Annotated in this window: 14 protein-coding genes; 9 read left to right on the top strand and 5 right to left on the bottom strand. The window is 65.4% G+C overall.

Annotation, left to right across the window (positions count from 1 at the left end; genetic code table 11):
• The first annotated feature begins 74 nt into the window (after nt 1-74).
• Genes GO999_RS06165 through GO999_RS06180 form a run of 4 tightly spaced genes read left to right on the top strand, consistent with a single transcriptional unit; the run spans nt 75 to nt 3729 of the window.
• Nucleotides 75-1016: a carbohydrate ABC transporter permease gene (locus GO999_RS06165; RefSeq protein WP_028853368.1), complete on the top strand. Its 942-nt coding sequence runs from the start codon at nt 75-77 to the stop codon at nt 1014-1016.
• 8 nt (nt 1017-1024) lie between these two features.
• Nucleotides 1025-1873 (top strand): carbohydrate ABC transporter permease, encoded by an 849-nt coding sequence (locus GO999_RS06170; protein WP_020425238.1) that lies wholly within the window; start codon nt 1025-1027, stop codon nt 1871-1873.
• Nucleotides 1870-2568, top strand: a complete 699-nt coding sequence (locus GO999_RS06175) for an HAD family hydrolase (protein ID WP_028853367.1) — start codon at nt 1870-1872, stop codon at nt 2566-2568. The genes GO999_RS06170 and GO999_RS06175 overlap by 4 nt, the downstream gene beginning before the upstream one ends.
• Nucleotides 2569-2619: 51 nt before the next feature.
• A complete protein-coding gene (locus GO999_RS06180; RefSeq protein WP_087451774.1) occupies nt 2620-3729 on the top strand; it encodes an ABC transporter ATP-binding protein in 1110 nt (369 codons plus the stop codon).
• A 122-nt stretch (nt 3730-3851) separates the two neighbouring features.
• On the opposite strand, the gene GO999_RS06185 is transcribed toward GO999_RS06180, so the two are convergent.
• The 5 genes from GO999_RS06185 to GO999_RS06205 all read right to left on the bottom strand — a co-directional run bounded on the left by GO999_RS06185 (nt 3852) and on the right by GO999_RS06205 (nt 10306).
• Entirely contained in the window at nt 3852-7055 is a 3204-nt protein-coding gene (locus GO999_RS06185) for a hypothetical protein (RefSeq protein WP_211906662.1), read from the bottom strand.
• 519 nt (nt 7056-7574) lie between these two features.
• Nucleotides 7575-8015, bottom strand: a complete 441-nt coding sequence (locus tag GO999_RS06190; RefSeq protein ID WP_143012688.1) for a winged helix-turn-helix transcriptional regulator — start codon at nt 8013-8015, stop codon at nt 7575-7577.
• A 12-nt stretch (nt 8016-8027) separates the two neighbouring features.
• On the bottom strand, nt 8028-8483 hold the full coding sequence (locus GO999_RS25080) for a phosphoglucose isomerase-related protein (RefSeq protein ID WP_408004887.1): 456 nt from the start codon (nt 8481-8483) through the stop codon (nt 8028-8030).
• Nucleotides 8484-8607: 124 nt separating this feature from the next.
• Nucleotides 8608-9666, bottom strand: a complete 1059-nt coding sequence (locus GO999_RS06200; protein WP_211906664.1) for a porin — start codon at nt 9664-9666, stop codon at nt 8608-8610.
• Between the two features lie 172 nt (nt 9667-9838).
• Nucleotides 9839-10306: a hypothetical protein gene (locus tag GO999_RS06205; RefSeq protein ID WP_197385976.1), complete on the bottom strand. Its 468-nt coding sequence runs from the start codon at nt 10304-10306 to the stop codon at nt 9839-9841.
• Between the two features lie 619 nt (nt 10307-10925).
• Here GO999_RS06205 and GO999_RS06210 point away from each other — a divergent pair.
• The 5 genes from GO999_RS06210 (at nt 10926) to xylB (ending at nt 18946) form a co-directional block, all read left to right on the top strand.
• Nucleotides 10926-11153, top strand: coding sequence for a hypothetical protein (locus tag GO999_RS06210; protein ID WP_211906665.1), 228 nt, complete (start codon nt 10926-10928; stop codon nt 11151-11153).
• A gap of 227 nt (nt 11154-11380) precedes the next feature.
• Nucleotides 11381-12775 carry a YopJ family acetyltransferase gene (gene ripJ, locus GO999_RS06215; RefSeq protein WP_211906666.1) on the top strand — a complete coding sequence of 465 codons (1395 nt, stop codon included), beginning with the start codon at nt 11381-11383 and terminating at the stop codon, nt 12773-12775.
• Between the two features lie 819 nt (nt 12776-13594).
• Nucleotides 13595-15760, top strand: a complete 2166-nt coding sequence (locus GO999_RS06220; protein ID WP_211906765.1) for a hypothetical protein — start codon at nt 13595-13597, stop codon at nt 15758-15760.
• A 220-nt stretch (nt 15761-15980) separates the two neighbouring features.
• Complete coding sequence (dalD, locus tag GO999_RS06225; protein ID WP_211906667.1) at nt 15981-17378, top strand: D-arabinitol 4-dehydrogenase; 1398 nt, start codon at nt 15981-15983, stop codon at nt 17376-17378.
• A gap of 92 nt (nt 17379-17470) precedes the next feature.
• Complete coding sequence (gene xylB / locus GO999_RS06230) at nt 17471-18946, top strand: xylulokinase (protein WP_016727073.1); 1476 nt, start codon at nt 17471-17473, stop codon at nt 18944-18946.

Genomic DNA, 18946 nt, shown 5'->3' on the forward strand with positions numbered 1-18946 from the left:
CGGCACGCCGGATGACGAAGGCGGGCGTGCGGTCGCGCCCGCGGTTGAATCGTTGATCGAGGATGGTCCCGACCATGCGTCACTTGCATCTTTCCTTTAGCCACACGACGGCGGTCGGCAAGCCGGCATCGCCGTCCGCGCCACGGCGGCGCGACGGCGCGAGCTGGCTCGTGTCGCCGTCCGTCGCGGCGCTGCTGCTGTGGATGTCGATCCCGCTCGCGATGACGATCTGGTTTTCGTTCTCGCGATACAACCTGCTGAATCCGGACGTCAAGGGTTTCGCCGGATTCGACAACTACCATTTCCTGGCGACGGATCCGTCGTTCGGCCCAGCCATCTGGCACACGCTCGCGTTGATCGGCGCGGTGCTGGTGATCACCGTGGTCGGCGGCGTGCTGACGGCGGTGCTGTTCGATCGCAAGTTCTACGGGCAGGGCATCGCGCGTCTGCTCATGATCGCGCCGTTCTTCGTGATGCCGACGGTGTCCGCGCTGATCTGGAAGAACATGATCCTGCATCCGGTATACGGGCTCGTCGCGAGCGCGATGCGCGCGGTCGGGCTGACACCGATCGACTGGTTCGCCGATTATCCGCTGACCGCTGTCGTGATCATTGTCGCGTGGCAGTGGTTGCCGTTCGCGTTCCTGATCCTGTTCACCGCGATCCAGTCGCTCGACCAGGAGCAGAAGGAAGCGGCGCGCATCGACGGCGCCGGACCGATCGCGATGTTCTTCTACATCACGCTGCCGCATCTGAAGCGCGCGATCGCGGTCGTGGTGATGATGGAGACGATCTTCCTGCTGTCGATCTTCGCGGAGATCTACACGACCACGGGCGGTGGCCCCGGCAACGCGACGACCAACCTGTCGTATCTGATCTATGCGCTCGGCCTGCAGCAGTTCGACGTCGGGCTCGCCTCGGCGGGCGGGATCCTGGCTGTCGTGGTCGCGAACATCGTGTCGTTCTTCCTGGTGCGGATGCTCGCGAAGAACCTGAAAGGGGAGTACCAGCAATGAGCGATGGGATGCTCGATATGCGCCGTGCGGGCGGCCCGCCGAACGTGTTTGGCGCGGTGCGGCGCGCGCTGCCGGGCGTGCTCGCCTGGTTGATCGCGCTGGCGCTGTTTTTCCCGATCTTCTGGATGGCGATCACCGCGTTCAAGACCGAGCAGCAGGCCTACGAGGCATCGCTGTTCTTCGTGCCGACGCTCGACAGCTTCCGGGAGGTGTTCGCGCGCAGCAACTACTTCGCGTTCGCCTGGAATTCGGTGCTGATCTCGGCCGGCGTAACGGTCATCTGCCTCGCGCTCGCGGTGCCCGCCGCGTATGCGATGGCCTTCTTCCCGAACCGCCGCACGCAGAAGGTGCTGCTGTGGATGCTGTCGACGAAGATGATGCCGTCGGTCGGCGTGCTCGTGCCGATCTATCTGCTGTGGAAGAACGCCGGGCTGCTCGATACGGTCTCCGGGCTCGTCATTGTCTATGCGCTGATCAACCTGCCGATCGCGGTGTGGATGGCGTTCACCTACTTCAACGAGATCCCGAAGGACATCCTCGAGTCGGGGCGGATCGACGGCGCATCGACGTGGCAGGAGATCGTCTACCTGCTGATGCCGATGGCGCTGCCGGGCCTGGCGTCGACCGCGCTCCTGCTCGTCATCCTGTCGTGGAACGAGGCGTTCTGGAGCATCAACCTGTCGAGCTCGAATGCGGCGCCGCTGACCGTGTTCATCGCGTCGTACTCGAGTCCGGAGGGGCTGTTCTGGGCGAAGCTGTCGGCCGCGTCGCTGCTGGCGGTGGCGCCGATCCTGGTGGTCGGCTGGCTGTCGCAGAAGCAGCTGGTTCGCGGGCTCACGTTCGGAGCGGTCAAATGAGCGCGCGCATCCGAGAAGAGGGCATCCTGATCTGCGACTGCGACGGCGTGCTGATCGACAGCGAGGCGATCGCGGCCGACGTGCTCGTGCGTGAGCTCGAGGCGCGCTGGCCGGGTGCGGACACGCGATCCGCCGTGTTGCCGCTGCTCGGATTGCAGATCCCGCGCGTGCTGTCCGGCACATGCGACGCGCTGGGCCGCACGCTGTCGGAAGCCGACGCGGCGGCGATCGAGCGCGCGGTCCTCGCCGAAGCGGTCAACGCGCCGGCCGTCGACGGGATCGATTCGGCGCTCGCCGAGGTGCCGCTGACGATCGCGTGCGCGAGCAACAGCCGCCGGGTGTATGTCGAAGCGGTGCTGAGCCGCACCGGGCTCAAGCGCTTCTTCGGTGAGCGGCTGTTCTGCGCGGACAGCGTCGCGCGCCCGAAGCCCTCGCCGGACGTCTATCTGGCGGCGGCGCACACGCTCGGGGTGACGCCGCTCCAATGCCTCGTCGTCGAGGACAGCATCGCCGGCATCACCGCGGCGGCGGCGGCGGGCATGACGGTGCTCGGCTTCACGGGCGCGGGCCACGCGACGCCCGCGCAGACCGATGCGCTGCGCGGCATCGGCGCGCGCCACGTATTCGACGACATGCGCGAGCTGCCCGGCTATGTCGCGCGCTGGCGCACGACGGGCGCCGTGCTGCCGAATTGAATCCGGCGCCGCGCGACAGCGGCGCACGATACCCATCAATGGAGACCCATCATGGCAAGCGTGCTTCTGCGCAATATCGCGAAACGCTACGACAACAACGAAGTGCTGCACAACGTGAATCTCGAGATTGCTGACGGCGAGTTCGTCGTGTTCGTGGGGCCGAGCGGTTGTGGCAAGTCGACGCTGATGCGGATGATTGCCGGTCTCGAAGACATTTCGAGCGGCGACTTGCTGATTGACGGCGCGAAAGTCAACGACGTGCCGAGCGCGAAGCGGGGCATCGCCATGGTGTTCCAGTCGTATGCGCTGTATCCGCACATGACGCTGTACGACAACATGGCGTTCGGGCTCAAGCTTGCCGGCGCAAAGAAGGCGGAGATCGATCAGGCGGTGAAGAGCGCGGCGAAGATCCTGCACATCGACCATCTGCTTGACCGCAAGCCGAAGCAGCTGTCAGGCGGGCAGCGTCAGCGCGTCGCCATCGGCCGCGCGATCACGCGCAAGCCGAAGGTGTTCCTGTTCGACGAGCCGCTGTCGAACCTCGACGCCGCGCTGCGCGTGAAGATGCGTCTCGAGTTCGCGCGGCTGCACGGTGAGCTGAAGACGACGATGATCTACGTGACGCATGACCAGGTCGAGGCGATGACGCTCGCGGACAAGATCGTCGTGCTGTCCGGGGGCAGCGTGCAGCAGGTCGGGACACCGAACACGGTGTATCACGCGCCGGCGAACCAGTTCGTCGCGAGTTTCATCGGCTCGCCGAAGATGAACTTCCTGCAGGGCACGGTCGAGTCGGCCGCGGCGGACGGCGTGCTCGTCCGCTATGCGAGCGGCGAGACACAGCAGGTCAGGATCGACGGGCAGGGGCTCGCGCGCGGGGCGTCGGTCACGGTCGGGATCCGGCCCGAGCACCTGCAGGTCGGCATGAGCGCTGAAGGGGTGTCGGTGAAGACGATGGCGGTCGAGTCGCTCGGCGATGCCGCCTATCTGTACGCGGAGTCGCCGGTCGCGCCGGACGGGCTGATCGCGCGGATTCCGCCGCTCGACACGTACCGCGCGGGCGAGACGCTGCATGTGCACGCGGACCCCGCGCATTGCCACCTGTTCGATGCGCAGGGGAATGCGTTTGCGCGCCTGAGCGCCTACGAGAGGGCCGCATGACGGCGAACGCTGCCTGCGGTTGAAGATCGGACGCGACGCGTTCTATCGGCTCGCCTTGCGCAAGGCTTGACCAGGACAGCCATCGCGCCGGCCTGGTCACCGGGGGCCGCCACCAGGCCCGCTTATTCGGGAGACAGTCCCGCAAGTTCTCGCACGCCCGAGACGGCTTGCGTGCTTTGCGCGTTCAACAGGAACGACAGACCGACCGTACGTTGCACGCCAAGCGCTTCGAGCACGTAGAGCGCCTGCCGGCGCCAGCTGTTTTCGCTGGCCAGCATCTGCCGGATATCGGCATCGATGCTGGCCCGTTCTCGTGCCTGCACCGGTGTCGGGGCCGGGATGCGGTCGAAACGCTGTTTCCGGTGAAAGAGGAAGTCGAGGCGCCGTGCGGCCTCATCGGTCATGTGCATGCGCTCGCCCATGATGAGGTTGCCCGCGGTCGCGCGCGCCTTCACGGTCGCCACCATCTCGTCGAGCCGCCTTCGCGCGTCGTCGGTGCCGCCCAGCGCGGTGAGCCATTCCGATCGGTGGGTGTCCACAAACTGCTTGAATGCCTTGAAGGTGCCGAATTCCGTATCCCTGAAGGTGTGCTTGGGGATGATCCGTCCGCTGTCGCGGCCGATCCGCAGCGCGGCGTTGGTCTGGGTCGTGAAGAGCGTTGTGCCGATGCCGACGTACGGCTGAGTCGGAAACGATAGCGCGGCCAGATGCCCGCTGCCGTTGGGCACGGGAATGCCGGGAAGGGCTTCGACCAGCGTGGCCGCGACAGCGGTGGCCCGGCCGCTGTTGTGGGTCGAGACGTCGATGGCATGATTGCCGGTCTTGTCCCATTGCCGGTGGGCCGCCCTGGCGACGTGCCGCAACGTTGCGCCAAGTGCCGGCCCCCATTTCGTGTCGGCGGTGCCCACACGCGCCGTCGCGCTGGCGGAGCCCGAGGTGGCGGATGTCGTGCTCCGGCTATCGGTCCAGTTGATCGAGCATGCCGGATCGTTCCAGAATCGCCGGGCAAGGCTGCCCCACATCTCGCGGGCGTTTCGGGGCGCATCGCTGTTGGGGCCGGCGCTGCGCGCCGCGTGCAATACCTCGAGCATCGTTGTGCGCCATGCGTCGGGGCGGCCGGGCTGCTCGTCATCCGAACGGCGCGTGCGGATGGTGACGCCACGCGGGCCGCCCCAATCGCGACTGCGTCGCAGGCCACCCGAGACCCCGACATTGGCCATCCCGTCCTGGCCGAAAGACCAGCCTGCATAGCCGCCGAGCCCGCCATACAGCGATTTGCGGGATTCCGTGCCAATGAACAGGTGGCCGAAGTGCTGATTCGATCCGATGTCGATGACCGCGTGCCGCCCCTGGAGATAACCGCCGTCGGGCAGCACCGACACGTGCGGGACGCCCAGGTGGCTCGAGAGCGCCGCCAGCGATTGCGATGGGACACCGCCCAGGCCGACGGTCCCGCCGCTGCTGACGCGGATGTCGTAGATGTCGGGCATCTGCTTCACCAGCGCGCCGATGGCATCGAGCTGCGCGTTCGTGTCGCCGGGCTTCGGGCGAATGTCGCCCGCGAGGCGGGATTCGACGAGGTCGATGTTCGCGCGGATGGGTTCGGGAACCGCTTGCCCTGACAGGCGCCATGCTTCGTCGGCCCACGTGCGCAGTTGTGCGGGCGTCATGCCGCGCAGCGGCTTTACCTCGGCGCGGATGGCGTCGCGGTTGCGGTGCGGATCCAGCGCCAAGTCGGCCGGGCTGCCGTCGGCATGGAGTGCCACCCTGTTGGACAGCAACGGGCGCGCCCTTGCAGCAACGGTCTCGAGGTCGCGCGATGAAAATCGGAACGTGCTGCGCAGACCTTTTGACGCCATGCGCCGCTCCCACTGCTCGATTGCGGCAAGGCGCACGGCGCACCGGGTTTTCAGCGCGCGGGATGTCGAGGCTGCCTTGAGCCGGTCCGCGAGCTGGGTTTTCACCGGCGCGAGTGCAGCGGTGAAACGGGCAAACTCGTCATCGGGGTGGCCGAGCATCACGCCTGCCGTGCCGAAGTTCTGCAACGCCGATAGCGGCGATTTCTGCGTGCCGAAAAAGCCCGCCGCCGCGCGTGCGGCCATGCCCGTCCGGGCCGCGCGTTCGGCATACGTGAACAGCTTGAAGAGGCGCTGCTGCGCTTTGGCGAGATCCGTGCCAGGACCTTCGCGGTCGAACCCGTTGCGCCACGCCAGATAGGCTTGCGCCAGATGCGGCGGACATTGCGCGGCCGGATCGGCGCGCAGGGCATTGGCCGCATGCAATGCCTTGATCGCCAGCGCGTTGCCAGGATCCGCGAGCCACGCGGGTGCCTTGCCCGGCGGGGCTGTGGACGCCGCTGCGCTGCTGCCGGGGCGGCCACGCTCGACGGCCGGCAGGACCGGATCGGCAAGCGCCGCCAGCGTCTCAAGGCTGGTCGGGCCAGGTGCATCGGCCGGTTTGCGCCGCAGCAAATGGTCGGCCGCGCGCAGCGCGTGCCGAAGCGCTTCGCGCTGGATTTCGGGCGCGGCCGAGCCCTCGGCCAAGCCGCGCTGCGGCAGCACATGCGGTGCGATGGCGAGCAACGTATCCAGGCCGATCGCCGTCATGCCGAGCGCGGTCTGCAGCGCGAGCACATCGGCTCGCACACGGGCATCGGCATGCGATGTGGTATCGAGCAGTGCCAGCAGCGCGTCATGCGCTCTGGCGGGGTCCCCTCCTGTCGCCTGTGCAAGCGCGTCGGAGACCATGATGGCGCGGGCGCATGCCTTCTCGCCGCTGTCTTCGTGTACGCCGTTGCCCGTGGCGGCGGAGGTCGCAAGCAGACGTGCGGTCAGTGTCGTGGTCAGTCGATCAACGGCGGCCTGATCAAACCGGCCGCCGGTTTCCACCTGCCGCCATTGCGCGCGGAGGTAGCGCTGCGTGTCCGCCGTCGTCAGGGGAAACCGTATCTCGGCGCGCGGCGAGGTCGCCATTGCCGGCGGCACGACAGCATCGACGTTGCGTTGGTGCTTGCGACCGGGCGCGGCGGGCGGTCTCATGCGGCGGGGCGCGGGTTTCAGCGCGGGCACAACGTCAGGCTTGGGTTGGGCCCGCGTGGGCGTCGTGCCGGTCTTGCTGTAGAACGGAAAGACGATGGTCTGCGATGTCGCCCTGAGCGTGCGCTTGCACATCGACTGGAGCCCGCTGAGCAAGCCGCTATTCCTGCGCCGCCGGGTTGCGCCCGCCAACGGCGTGACGGTCTGCGGTTGCGTGGAGCCGTTTTCACCCGACGCCGGCGCATGGCTGGCCGATGCGCCAGCAACCGACTTTGATCTGCCAATCGACATGGCTGCTCTCCGTTCCAAATGAATACAAGAGGAAAAGGCAACGCAATGCAGGCCGCCGCATGAAGGTGCGTTGCCGGCTTTTCCTAGACCTGGAATGGCGGTCATGACGCCATTGCCGCGGCGCGACCGCATATCGGCGTTGCGAATGAGGATGGGCCTGCCGGGAATGTCATGAATTCTTGTGGAAATTCATGGTCTGCTATCACGCACTGTATCGACCTGGATGATTAAATCTCCAACGCCAATATTCGTGTCGATACGCTTTCGATTGATCCGTCAAAAAGACAAGCGGATTTATATTTGAGATCGGACAATGCCGCAAGAATGCACAAGAATGTACGCGATGAATGCATTTGATCGCGAAGTGGCGTCGCAGGCGGTAAAACCGTGCCGAGATCACGGATTCAAGCGGGCGGATGGGAGAAGACGATCAGAGACGAATTGTGGACGACGGTCTGAAATCACGTCTGCCGACAGTGAAGCCATCCGTTAATGGCGTTCCCTGCCAACGCCAATGCGTCAGTCGGCTCGCGCTTTTTCCGTGTCGAACAGGGCGCGTGCCGCTTCAATCTCTATGCGATTCTCCAGTGCCCAGTTTGCAAGCGTCCGCAGCGGTTCAATCAGGGAGCGGCCGACTTCGGTCAGTTCATATTCGACTTTCGGCGGAACCGTTGCGTAGACGGTCCGGCTGACAAGGCCATCGCGTTCGAGACCACGGAGCGTGAGCGTCAGCATGCGGTGAGAGATGCCCCTGATTGCGCGCATGATGGCATTGAAGCGCATCGGCCCTTCCGATAAAGCGCCGATTGCGGTCACTGTCCATTTGTCCCCAACCCGGTCGAGGACTTCCAGCACAACATGAAACTCTGCGTAGGGATCGTCCACGATCCCGCACACCGGCTTTTCCTGTGCCGCCGCAGTTGTCAATGCCCGACTTTTTGTTTCCATGGCCAAATACATCGCAATGCGCGGTTAAGCTGGGTTGCCCGGATCGCGCCTGGCGCGGCGGATCAGCGCCGCCGTCGAGGTGTCGGGCGCCACCGAGGCCGGCGCGCCTTCCAGTTCTTCGAGGATCGGCTTGGCGAGCTTCTTGCCGAGTTCGACGCCCCATTGGTCGAACGAGTTGATGTTCCAGACCGCGCCCTGCACGAAGGTGCGGTGCTCGGTGTTGTTGATGCGCTCGCCGCGCAGCATGGCATCGCGCAGCGCGAGGACGCCGGCTTCGTCTGCGAGCTGGAGCGGCAGCGCGAGCGTTTCGGGGGGGATGCGGTTCTTGGCGTAGTCGAGCGTGAGCCCGGCGGCTTCCACGGTGAAGGCGTGCACCCGTTGCTCGGCGTCCGGTGCGGCAAACCAATCACGCATGTGGGTGGCGCGGATCGCTTGGGCATGTTGCGACAGGGACTGCCGGGCGGGAAGGGCGGTGGGCATGTCGATCAAGCGGATGGGAGGTCGCGTTATCAATAGGGAAGGGCTACGGCTTCAACACACTCAGCCTTCGCGGCCGTCGCCGATGGATCGGTGACATCGCCTGCGATGCCACCGATCTTTCAAGTCAGAACGAATGTCCCATGCCGACATAAACGACGCGTTGCGACTTGCCCACGCCGGGGCCCGCCGCCGTGACATCGGCCGCGTAGTCCGCGTTCGCGCCGTTGCTCACCCCGCCGAGCGAGGCATAGAGGAAGGTTCGCTTCGACAGGTAATAGTCGACGCCCAGCATGGCCAGCGTGGCATTGCCGCCGGACTGGTTGCTTTTGACGTGGTAGACGGCGCCAATGAGGGTCGCCGCTTGCGTCAGGTCGTAGCGGACCCCGAGCCACGCCTGGCTGAGCGCCGAAGGTGCCGTGCCCGCGCCGGTCTGCGATGCCAGGATGCGTTCATACCCGGCAAAGAGCTTGGCCGGCCCGATGCGATACGTGCCGCCCAGGATGCCATCCTTGGAAGCGTTGTAGACATCGCTGAACGCGCCGGCACTGTCTCGCCGCTCCGTATAGATGCCCCGAAGCATGAGGTCTCTGGTCTGGTAGGTTGCCGACAGCCCTTGAGCACTGACGCGCCGTCCTGCGGGTTGCTCGCTGAGGGAAGCCTGGGCCCCGAACGAGAATCCGCCCAGATCCGGGGAGCGGTATTCGATCATGTTATCGGCACCCGGCCAGTTCCTGCCCTTGACGAGGGTGGCGGTGCTCATGAATTGCTGCCCGGTCGGGTCAATGTCCCAGATATCGTTGCTGATGGACAGGTTCTTGCCGACGATCAACGTACCCCAGCTCGGACTGGAAAGCCCGACGTACGAACGGCGATTGAACAGGCCCGGCCCGTTCAGCGCGGAATTGGGCAGACTGAAGCCGCTTTCCAGCGTAAAGAGCGCCTGCAGACCTCCGCCGAGCGACTCGCTGCCTTTCATGCCGAACATGCTGGTTCCCCACTGATTGCCGGCGGCTTGCAGCAGCGATCCGGTCTTGCCCGTGGCCGGAACGGCCACCTTGTCGATGTACTCGACGCCGCCGACGACCCGTCCGTACAACGTGACAGAAGACTGGGCATGCGCGGGCAGGGCGAGCGCAGCGGCAATGACAGCGGGTGCGATGCAGCGGGTGATGATGTACGTCATGAGTGGTCTCCTCCAAAACGCATAACCGGTCGGGCTGCTGGTTTTTGTACCCGACCATCATTGGCCCATAGCCGAGGCGTACGGGCAGGTGACACCATCGCCGGCGCCGGCTAGCTCGGCACGGACGATGGTCTCGGAACAGCAACAACGGGTTTGGGTTGGCTGACAGCGACTACAGGGGGCAGGCCGGACACACTGCATGCGGGGCCTGCGATTGCGAGACGCGTCGCACGTCGTTCACCGCGGTCTTGCCCATGCGTGCGAGGGGACGTGCATGGCCGCCTGCCATGCTCGATGGCTGGAATCCGGGCTGTCTGTCGTTGGATGCGGCCCGCTGTGTTGACAGTTCGCCCCAGCCCTTGGCCGTTATGAGTGCGCGGTCGTCGTTCCGGGGCGTCGGCCGCGCACGCAACATCCTGGCGATTGCCCGCGCCTTCGATCGCGTGATCCAACGTGGCTCGATGTTGGCGTGCGCCGGCTCACCCTGCATCAATGGCTTCCGCAGCCCGATTGTGCGAGGGGCACTCATCGTGATGATCGCCAGCGTGGCGCTTGCGGGGTGCGTGGAGACAGCAAGGCGCGCCGCGAAGGCGGTCAGCCATGACAGGCAGGCCTTCCCGCGTTGATGCGTGCGGAACATGCAGTTGTCTCCTTTCGTGGGATGTCGCGATGCGAGTCCATCGCTTTTGCCTGGCTTGATTGATCAATTGTCCTGTTTGAGATCAAATGATCGAATGCGGGTTGGTGTTTGTCAAGCAAATGACCTTGTTGTGGGCAAAAGTTCATGGGTGTGCAAGGTGCTCTGCGGCGGGCAAAGGCACTCTGGTGCTCGACGTATTTGCCGTGGAGCGGCTGTCGCCTTCGTCAAGTGCGGGCTGTGAAGCGTCGAGAGGCGGTTTGAACGCCGCGAGCCGGGACGCGAACGAAGTTGAGCGGCTCCCGCGAATTGGCGTTCCGCAGGTGCAGCGCTCCACGGCGTGCGGCTCCAAGACTGCGTGACCCGATGTCTTCGGTCACGACGAAAGCATCGCCATTGCGCGCTTCGCGCTCGCCTTGGGTGATTGCGTCGCGGAATGGCCAAGCAAGCCAATGGCGGGCAGCGACCAGGGTGGTCGTTGCGGCCGCCAGCACCATCAGGTGCGGCTTGACGCGAAACTCGCACACACTCGCGCACAATTGCTCACAACTTCCCGGCAATTTCCAGACAGACGCGCGAGTGGCACCCCGTCAAACTGCGGGCTCTCTCCAAGGGGGCCGCCGTGCGCAAACCTCTGTCCATCGCTTCTCTCGCCCTGCTGCCGGGCATCTGGCTGGCGCTGTTGCTGGCCGTTGCCGACGACAACCGCTACGGCCGCCCTGGTTCGGACGACCTGCGCGGGATGGGCAACCTCAAGGGATCGTTGCTGGGCGTGCTCACGGTGGGCAGCCGGATCATCGGCGAGACGGCCGCCAGCGCGACGCTGGCGCTGCCGATCAGCAAGCCCTGAAGCCGGATATTCGGGTGAAGGCGGAACCGGATACACAGCCTGTTCGGATTCGCCCGCGCGTTTGCGCCTGACCACGAAACCGCCTTGGGTACCGAGGCGGCTCCGACTCTCGAAAGACTGGAGCCTGGAAGAAGTCGCTCTCCCCCAGAAGTTCGAGAACGTGCCATACGCATCGTCGCAATCCGGCACGGGTGTGCGGCGCCGCTCAGGTCAATGCCTGCAGCGGTATGCCGCGTTCAAACATGGCAAGAGGTTCTGCTGTGCCGTCTGCGATGCCGACCGGCGAGCTAGCGAGAGGTCGTTGTTCCTACAGAGGGTTCTTCACCATGCGATCCAATTTCAACAACAGCGTCAACCGCCAGCATTCCGTGCCGGATACCTCGGCCAACACGACGACACCTGCCACCATTGGTCAAGCGTCAACCGACCGCGTCCCGACCGCAAGGGGTCTTTCGCAGGCGGAGCCTGGCGTCAGAGCGCGTGACGAGCAATTTGCGGTGCTTCCGCGCAGGCGGTCTCGTGACGAAAATGCTTTGCCTCCGACTGATCAGCCCGCGGCACAGCGTCCGCGAGTGTCCTTGCCACCTGACGCAGCGAAGGCCGCCTCTCAACCGAGGGTGGACAGCGGTGCGTCTCCTTCGTCAGCCCCAAAGCCCGAGTTGAGCATGGACCTCGCACGCAAGCGGTACCCCGCGCTGACCCATTATCTTGAGCGCCTGGAAGCGGCTTACGGAAGCGATACCGTACTCCATCCAATCGAGGACATCGATCACATGGAGACCATCATCAAAGGGTTGAATCTCGCCGATCCGATGCTCAACCTGCATTTTGACAAGATGCAGGCTGATGACAGCCCCGAGCAGATTCGCGAGTCCGTATTAGCGAAGACGCTGGAGGCCGAGTTGCGGCTTGAGCCGCGTCAGCGCGCATCGAACGGGTGGCGGGAGATTATTCACGATACCGGCCATAGCATCGCTATGGGTGTTCAATGCTCCAGATCTTCCAATGACGTTTCAATTCTTGTGATCGACTCCGGGTCCGCAGACCGTGAAGTCACGAAGAAGTGGCGCGGTGTGGTGCAGGCGATCGCTCCAGACATTCAAGCCAAACTGGGTCCGTCAGCGTCGCCAGTCAGGCTGCGCGTGCAATTTTTTGCCATCAATACGCAGAGGAGCCAAGAAGGCAGCGGCATATTCGCACTATCCGCCGCGAAGAAGATGGCCTCCGATCGCGCCATCCGCGGGCTTCAAGACCTAACGCTGCAGATGATGGCTATGGGGCAGTACAAAGAGGGGGTTTACCGTGCGGATGAGAGGAAGGCGGCTCAATTCTTGCCGCCCTCTTTGTACAAGCACGCAACGTCCAAGCGTGTGCTCGATGCATATGTAGCGGAACGGGCGCGTGGCGCCCTCTCTAGGGTGATGGACAGGCCGGATGGCAAGGTCAACAAGAAGGGACAGACCTTGGTGGAGCGTTACGCTGCGCATGAGATACAGCGGCGGGAGCGTCCCGTCGACTACAACGTCCCGTTATTGTGTACCTATAGCAATTCCTATGAGGCCAAGCGCATCGATCTCATCTGGACTGCACTCGCCGCTCTGACCCATCCGCGCCAGGCTTGACCCAGCGGGGAGCGGCGATCATTGCGTCGTCCGTCGAGGCGCGCTTCCTTGCCCGACGGGCGACGCCGGTCGGGCAAGGCGTCCACCACGAAATCCATCGACCCCATCTCAGTGGAGTGCGAGTCCACCTGATCGCCCTCGTGTCTTGCAGGCCGCTGTCGCGCGGCTCACGCTGGCGCCATCGCCACGCCGCCATCCTCAAATCCAATTCGTCACGCACATTTTTGTGCGCTCTTGCGAAAGCATTCTTTATCCAATATAAATCCATCTCCTGAATTAAATGAGGTGGTTGATATTCCGGATTATGAATTGATTGTTTGATTTATTTTCAATGATTTCAGTGTGGTGCCGGGGCGGCGGGTAATCGTATGGTTGGAGTTTGAATCGTTGGGTGTGATGGGATTTTGGAATTGAGTATTTAAATGCGAATTCCATGCGGTGAAGGCAACTCGTCGTGCTTCGTTATTCGGCTGAAGCCTGGCGCGGGTTGGCACCCTCGGAAAGCGCCGCCGCTCACGCAACGCTTTGGAAATGTCGACCGAAATAAAGGGTGTACGAAAAATGCGACCGAGATCGGCTGCCGAGCCTGATGTTTCAACACCATTCCGCCATGACACCCAAGCGGGGCGGGTTGCCCCGGCATGCTCGGCTCATGGCGCTCAACGCGCGCACGCGCCGACTGGCGAACAGCTGGTCGAATGCGAGCGGGCGCTGCTGCACTGCGCTGAACTCCAGCAGCAGCGCGCGCAGCATGTCAGCCGGCTGACGAAGCTTGCGGAAGATTCCCGGCTGCGCAAACAGGTGTCCGCTCACGAGTGTGTGGATCTGGCTTGCACCAACGTACTGGCCAAGCGCAACGGTTACGGTCTGGCGCTGGTTTTCCTGGCGGCAGGCGCGACGCCCGAAGAGAATGTGCGGCAGTTGACGAACTACTTCTTCGCGTTGCAAGCGGCCTCGCTCCGGGCCAGTCAGCCGGAACGGCGTCAGCTGGGCCAATGCGCTGATCTCGCTGCGCACTATCTGTTCAAGACACCGTGGTTTGCGCGCGCGCCGTTGCGGCCATTCGTCATGCTGGGCAACCTGCTGAGCAAATATCCCGACCACCCGGCCTGTCTGCAGGCGCTGTCGTGGATCGCCGATCAAGTCCTGGCGCCTGCGCAGATGCCCGCTTTGGGCGAGAAAGACCTGGCCCTGTTGGCCAACGCCCTGTCGAAAAACAGCGGGTGCGGCCGGAGCGAACAGGCGGTTGCGCGGATCGGCCGACATGTGGTGCGCGCAGGTGCGGGGGATTTTCGCGCGCAGAGCGTCAGCCTGATGCTCAATGCCTGCAGCAAATGGTCCGGGAATGCCGATTGCCGGGATGCGGTTGAAGTCTTGGCCGCGCGCGTGTCGGAGGATGCCGCCCTGCAGCGCGACATGGCCGCGCAGGCCGTCGCCAACGCACTCAATGCGCTGAGCAAGTGGCCGGAGCGGATCGGGTGCCGGAATGCGGTCCTGGCCCTGGCTGTACGCGTGGCGGCCGATGTCGCTTTGCGGTGCCGCATGAAGCCCCAGGAGGTGGCCAATGCGCTCAATGCGCTGAGCAAGTGGCCGGAGCGGATCGAGTGCCGGAACGCGGTCCTCTCCCTCGCCACGCATGTGGGGGAGCATGGCACGCTGCGGCAGGCGATGAATGCGCAACACGTGGCGAATGCGCTCAATGCGTTGAGCAAGTGGCCGGAGCAGGGCGAGTGCTGCGACGCCGCGCTGCCCCTGATCCGGCGCGTGGCGGACGATGCCGCGTTGCGGAGCAGCATGGACGCACTGGTCACGTCCAACGTGCTCAATGCACTGAGCAAGTGGCCGGACCGGGTCGAGTGCCGGGATACCGCGGTGACCCTGGCCTTGCGCGTGGCGGCCGATGCCGGGTTGCGGCACGACATGGGCGTGCAGGCCGTGGCCAACGCGCTCAATGCGCTGAGCAAGTGGTCGGAGCAGGCAGGTTGCCGCGATGCGGCGCTGTCCCTGGCCGCGCGCATGGTGGGCGATGCCAGCCTGCGGCACGCCATGAGCGCGCAGAATGTGGCCAACACGCTCAGCGCCCTGAGCAAGTGGCCGGAGCAGGCGGGCTGCCGCGATGCGGTCTTGTCCCTGGCCGCGCGGGTCGCCGACGATGCCGCGCTGCGGCTCGACATGAACGCACAGAATGTCGCGAACGTGCTCAACGCGTTGAGCAAGTGGCCGGAGCGCGGCGAGTGCCGGGATGCGATGCTGTCCCTGGCGTCGCGCGTGGCGGACGATGCCGCGCTTCGATACGACATGAGCGCGCAGGCCGCCGCAAACGCGCTCAACGCGTTGAGCAAGTGGCCGGCGCAAACGGGCTGCCGGGATGCGGCGCTGCGCCTGGCCGCGCGCGTGGCGGAGGACGCCGCCCTGCGGCACAGCATGGACGCGCAACAGGTCGCCAACACGCTGAACGCGCTGAGCAAGTGGCCGGAGGCGTCTTCCTGCCGTCACGTCACCTTGTTGTTGATGCGATCGCTGGGCGAGTCGGGCTGTCCATGGCGCCAGTTCAACATGATCAATCTGGCCCAGATCGCCAATGCATCGGCGCGTTTGTTCCTCTCGGCTTCCGATGAAGTCGAGATCCAGGCACTGGCGCGCACCAAGCTCAGGGCACTGGCGGCCCACCTCGGCTTGCACCGGGAGCGCTTCGAGACGGCCTCCGCAAGCAGCATCGGTACGATCTTCAAGGCGATGGAGGCGCTGCACCTGCAGGCGGAAATGCGCTCGCTGGTCTGCGCTGCCATGAACCGGATCGAGCGCCTATGCAGCCAGGCCAGCTTGCGCAGCGAGAGTCGGGAGTCACTCGGCATGCTCCGCGCGGGCTTGCTGCCGTACATCGACACAAACCGGGGCCTTTCCGATTCACCCGGCATGTTGGAGGCCGCTGCGCCGCGACTGAAGGCATGGGCTGCCCGGCATCGCCTGGAAATCGATCTTTAGGCGCGTGCGGCCCCGCGCGACATCGGGTTTGCCCCGCAGGCCGGGCGCCATCCGGCGAGCCCACAGCCCTGACATGACGTGATCGCGACGTCTGCATTGGGCACCGCACCATCGAAACCCTTCGTGCTCATCTTGACATTCTTTTTTCTGGATTGGATCATTGGCTCAAAAGTGGAGCAAATGTTCATTTCAGGCGGCGAGCAGCCGTCAGGAGACACGGATGACGCGGTCGTCCCTCGCGCGTGCGCCAGTGCTGCTGCATATTGGCGCCGGATCTTTCCATCGTGCGCACCAGGCGTGGTATCTGCATCGCGTCAACGCGGCCGTGCCTCCCGGCGAGCGCTGGACGCTGACGGTCGGGAACATTCGCGACGACATGCACGCGACATTCGCCGCGCTGGCCGCGCAGCAGGGTGCCTACACGCTCGAGACCGTCACGCCGCAAGGCGAGCGTGCGTATGAGACGATCCGCTCGATCGCGCGGGTGCTGCCCTGGTCCGCCGATCTTGCCGCGCTCATCGATACGGGCGCCGATCCCGCGTGCCGGATCGTGTCGTTTACGGTCACCGAAGGCGGGTATTACCTCGACGAGCACGATCGTCTCGATGTCACGCATCCCGATCTCGCGGCCGACCTGCGGGGCGCCCGCTCGACGCTATACGGCGCATTGGTCGCGCTGCTCGCCGAGCGCCGCCAGCGCGGAGCCGGGCCGCTCACGCTGCAGAGTTGCGACAATCTGCGCAGCAACGGCGCGCGTTTTCGCGCGGGCATGCGCGCGTTCCTCGCGCTGCGCGGCGACGCAGCGCTCCTCGCGTGGTTCGACGCCAACGTATCGTGCCCGAGCGCGATGGTCGACCGGATCACGCCGCGGCCGACCGACGACGTCCGCACGCGCGTGCACGCGGCCACCGGCGTCGACGACCGCTGCCCGGTCATGGGCGAATCCTTCATCCAATGGGTGATCGAGGACAACTTCATCGCCGGCCGGCCGGCATGGGAGATCGCGGGCGCGGAGATCGTCGCCGATGTGCATCCGTACGAAGAGGCGAAGATCCGGATCCTGAATGCGACGCACAGCTGCATCGCCTGGGCGGGCACGCTCGCGGGACTCACCTACATTCACGAAGGGATGCGTGATGCGGCCATTTATCGCTTCGCCTACGACTACGTCACCGACGACGTGATTCCCTGCCTGACGCCGAGCCCGCTGGATCTCGAGCGCTATCGGGACGTCGTGCTCGAGCGCTTCGGCAATCCGTACGTGCTCGATACCAACCAGCGTGTCGCCGCCGATGGCTTCTCGAAAATCCCCGGCTTCATCGCACCGACGCTCGCCGAATGCTTTGCGCGCGGCGCCGATCCGGTCGCGACCGCGGTGTTGCCGGCGCTGTTTCTGGGCTTCCTTGAAGGTTGGGCGCGCGGCACCTTGCCCTACGTATACCAGGACGGCGTGATGGATGGCGCCGCCGCACGCAGCATCGTCGAGGCTCCGGATTCCGTTGCCGCGTTCTGTTCAGATCGCCAATTGTGGGGTTCGCTTGCGGGCCGCGACGCGCTTGTCCAGGCGGTGCGTGCGGGACGCGCGCGCGTTGAAGCATGGCGAGCCGCACGCCGCTGACGCCGGCGTGCGCGCTGGGGATCCACCGGCATGACACGCCATCCGTCGCGCGGTTAAAGTAGCGGCTCGCCAATTGCCGAATCGATCGCGCCATGTACCTAGGCATTGACCTCGGCACCTCGGAAGTGAAGGTGCTGCTGCTCGCCCCCGACGGCACCGTCGTGGGTACAGCGGGCGCCCCGTTCACGGTGTCGCGACCGCATCCGCGCTGGGCGGAGCAGCACCCGGAAGACTGGTGGCAGGGCACGCTCGCTGCGCTGGGCATGCTGCGCGCGCGCTGTCCGGACGCGTTCGCGCGGGTGCGCGGCATCGGTCTGTCCGGTCAGATGCATGGCGCGGTGCTGCTCGACCAGGCAGACCGCGTGCTGCGCCCGGCGATCCTGTGGAACGACATGCGCAGCGACGACGAATGCACGCTCCTGACGGAACGCGCGCCCGACCTGCATGCAATTGCCGGCAATCTCGCGATGCCGGGCTTCACCGCGCCGAAGCTGCTCTGGGTCGCGCGGCATGAGCCCGACGTGTTCGCGGCAACGACCTGCGTGCTGCTGCCGAAGGACTATCTGCGCTTCAGGCTGACCGGCGCCAAGGTGTCCGACCCGTCCGACGCGGCCGGGACGCTTTGGCTCGACGTTGCGCGTCGTGACTGGTCGGACGCGCTGCTTGCCGCGTGCGATCTGTCGCGTGACCAGATGCCGAGGCTCGTCGAAGGCAACGCGCCGTCCGGCACCCTGCGTGCGGACCTCGCGCGCGAACTCGGCCTGGACCCGCGCGTCGTCGTTGCAGGCGGTGGCGGCGACAACGCGGCGAGCGCGCTCGGTATCGGCGCGACGCACGCGGGCGACGGCTTCGTGTCGCTCGGCACGTCGGGTGTTCTGAGCATCGTCAGCGATCGCTTCACGCCCAATCCGGCGTTGGCGACGCATGCGTTCTGTCACGCGATTCCGGAGCGTTGGCAGCTGATGACGGTCGTGCTGTCGGCGGCGAGCTGCCTGCGCTGGATCTGCACGCTGACCGGCACCGATGAGCCGACGCTGCTCGCCGAGGTTGAGCGGCTCGACCCGCGCGCGTGCGCGCAAGCGCCGCTTTTCCTGCCCTATCTGTCCGGCGAACGGACGCCGCACAATGATCCGTACGCGCAGGGCGTGTTCTTCGGCATGACGCACGCAACCGAGCGCGCGCATCTTGGCTATGCGGTGCTCGAAGGCGTCACGCTCGGCTTCGCGGACGGTTTCGACGCGCTGCGCGGCATCGAGACGGACGCCCTGTCGCTGATCGGCGGCGGTGCCCGCAGCCAGTATTGGGCGCAGATGATCGCCGATGCGCTGAACGTGCGCACGCGCCAGCATGGCGGCGGCGAGACCGGCGCGGCGCTCGGTGCGGCCCGGCTGGGCTGGCTTGCCGTCGGCGGCGATCCGGACACCGTGCTGGCCAAGCCGCCGGTGTGCGCGGAATATGCGCCGAACGCGGCGCGTCACGCCGCGCTTTGCGAGCGGCTCGTCGCGTTCCGTGAGCTGTACCGGCACGTGCAGCCGCTGTACGAGCCGTCGCGGCCGCGACTGGCCTGA

The organism is Ralstonia nicotianae (assembly GCF_018243235.1).
Classification (GTDB): Bacteria; Pseudomonadota; Gammaproteobacteria; order Burkholderiales; family Burkholderiaceae; genus Ralstonia; species Ralstonia nicotianae.

Bases quoted from the DNA above. Each gene is read 5' to 3' on its own strand.
- GO999_RS06200 (WP_211906664.1), bottom strand. From the start codon at position 9,666: ATGACGTACATCATCACCCGCTGCATCGCACCCGCTGTCATTGCCGCT.
- GO999_RS06205 (WP_197385976.1), bottom strand. From the start codon at position 10,306: ATGTTCCGCACGCATCAACGCGGGAAGGCCTGCCTGTCATGGCTGACC.
- GO999_RS06180 (WP_087451774.1), top strand. From the start codon at position 2,620: ATGGCAAGCGTGCTTCTGCGCAATATCGCGAAACGCTACGACAACAAC.
- GO999_RS06170 (WP_020425238.1), top strand. From the start codon at position 1,025: ATGCTCGATATGCGCCGTGCGGGCGGCCCGCCGAACGTGTTTGGCGCG.
- GO999_RS25080 (WP_408004887.1), bottom strand. From the start codon at position 8,483: ATGCCCACCGCCCTTCCCGCCCGGCAGTCCCTGTCGCAACATGCCCAA.
- GO999_RS06175 (WP_028853367.1), top strand. From the start codon at position 1,870: ATGAGCGCGCGCATCCGAGAAGAGGGCATCCTGATCTGCGACTGCGAC.
- GO999_RS06190 (WP_143012688.1), bottom strand. From the start codon at position 8,015: ATGTATTTGGCCATGGAAACAAAAAGTCGGGCATTGACAACTGCGGCG.
- GO999_RS06165 (WP_028853368.1), top strand. From the start codon at position 75: ATGCGTCACTTGCATCTTTCCTTTAGCCACACGACGGCGGTCGGCAAG.
- dalD (WP_211906667.1), top strand. From the start codon at position 15,981: ATGACGCGGTCGTCCCTCGCGCGTGCGCCAGTGCTGCTGCATATTGGC.
- xylB (WP_016727073.1), top strand. From the start codon at position 17,471: ATGTACCTAGGCATTGACCTCGGCACCTCGGAAGTGAAGGTGCTGCTG.
- ripJ (WP_211906666.1), top strand. From the start codon at position 11,381: ATGCCGCGTTCAAACATGGCAAGAGGTTCTGCTGTGCCGTCTGCGATG.
- GO999_RS06185 (WP_211906662.1), bottom strand. From the start codon at position 7,055: ATGTCGATTGGCAGATCAAAGTCGGTTGCTGGCGCATCGGCCAGCCAT.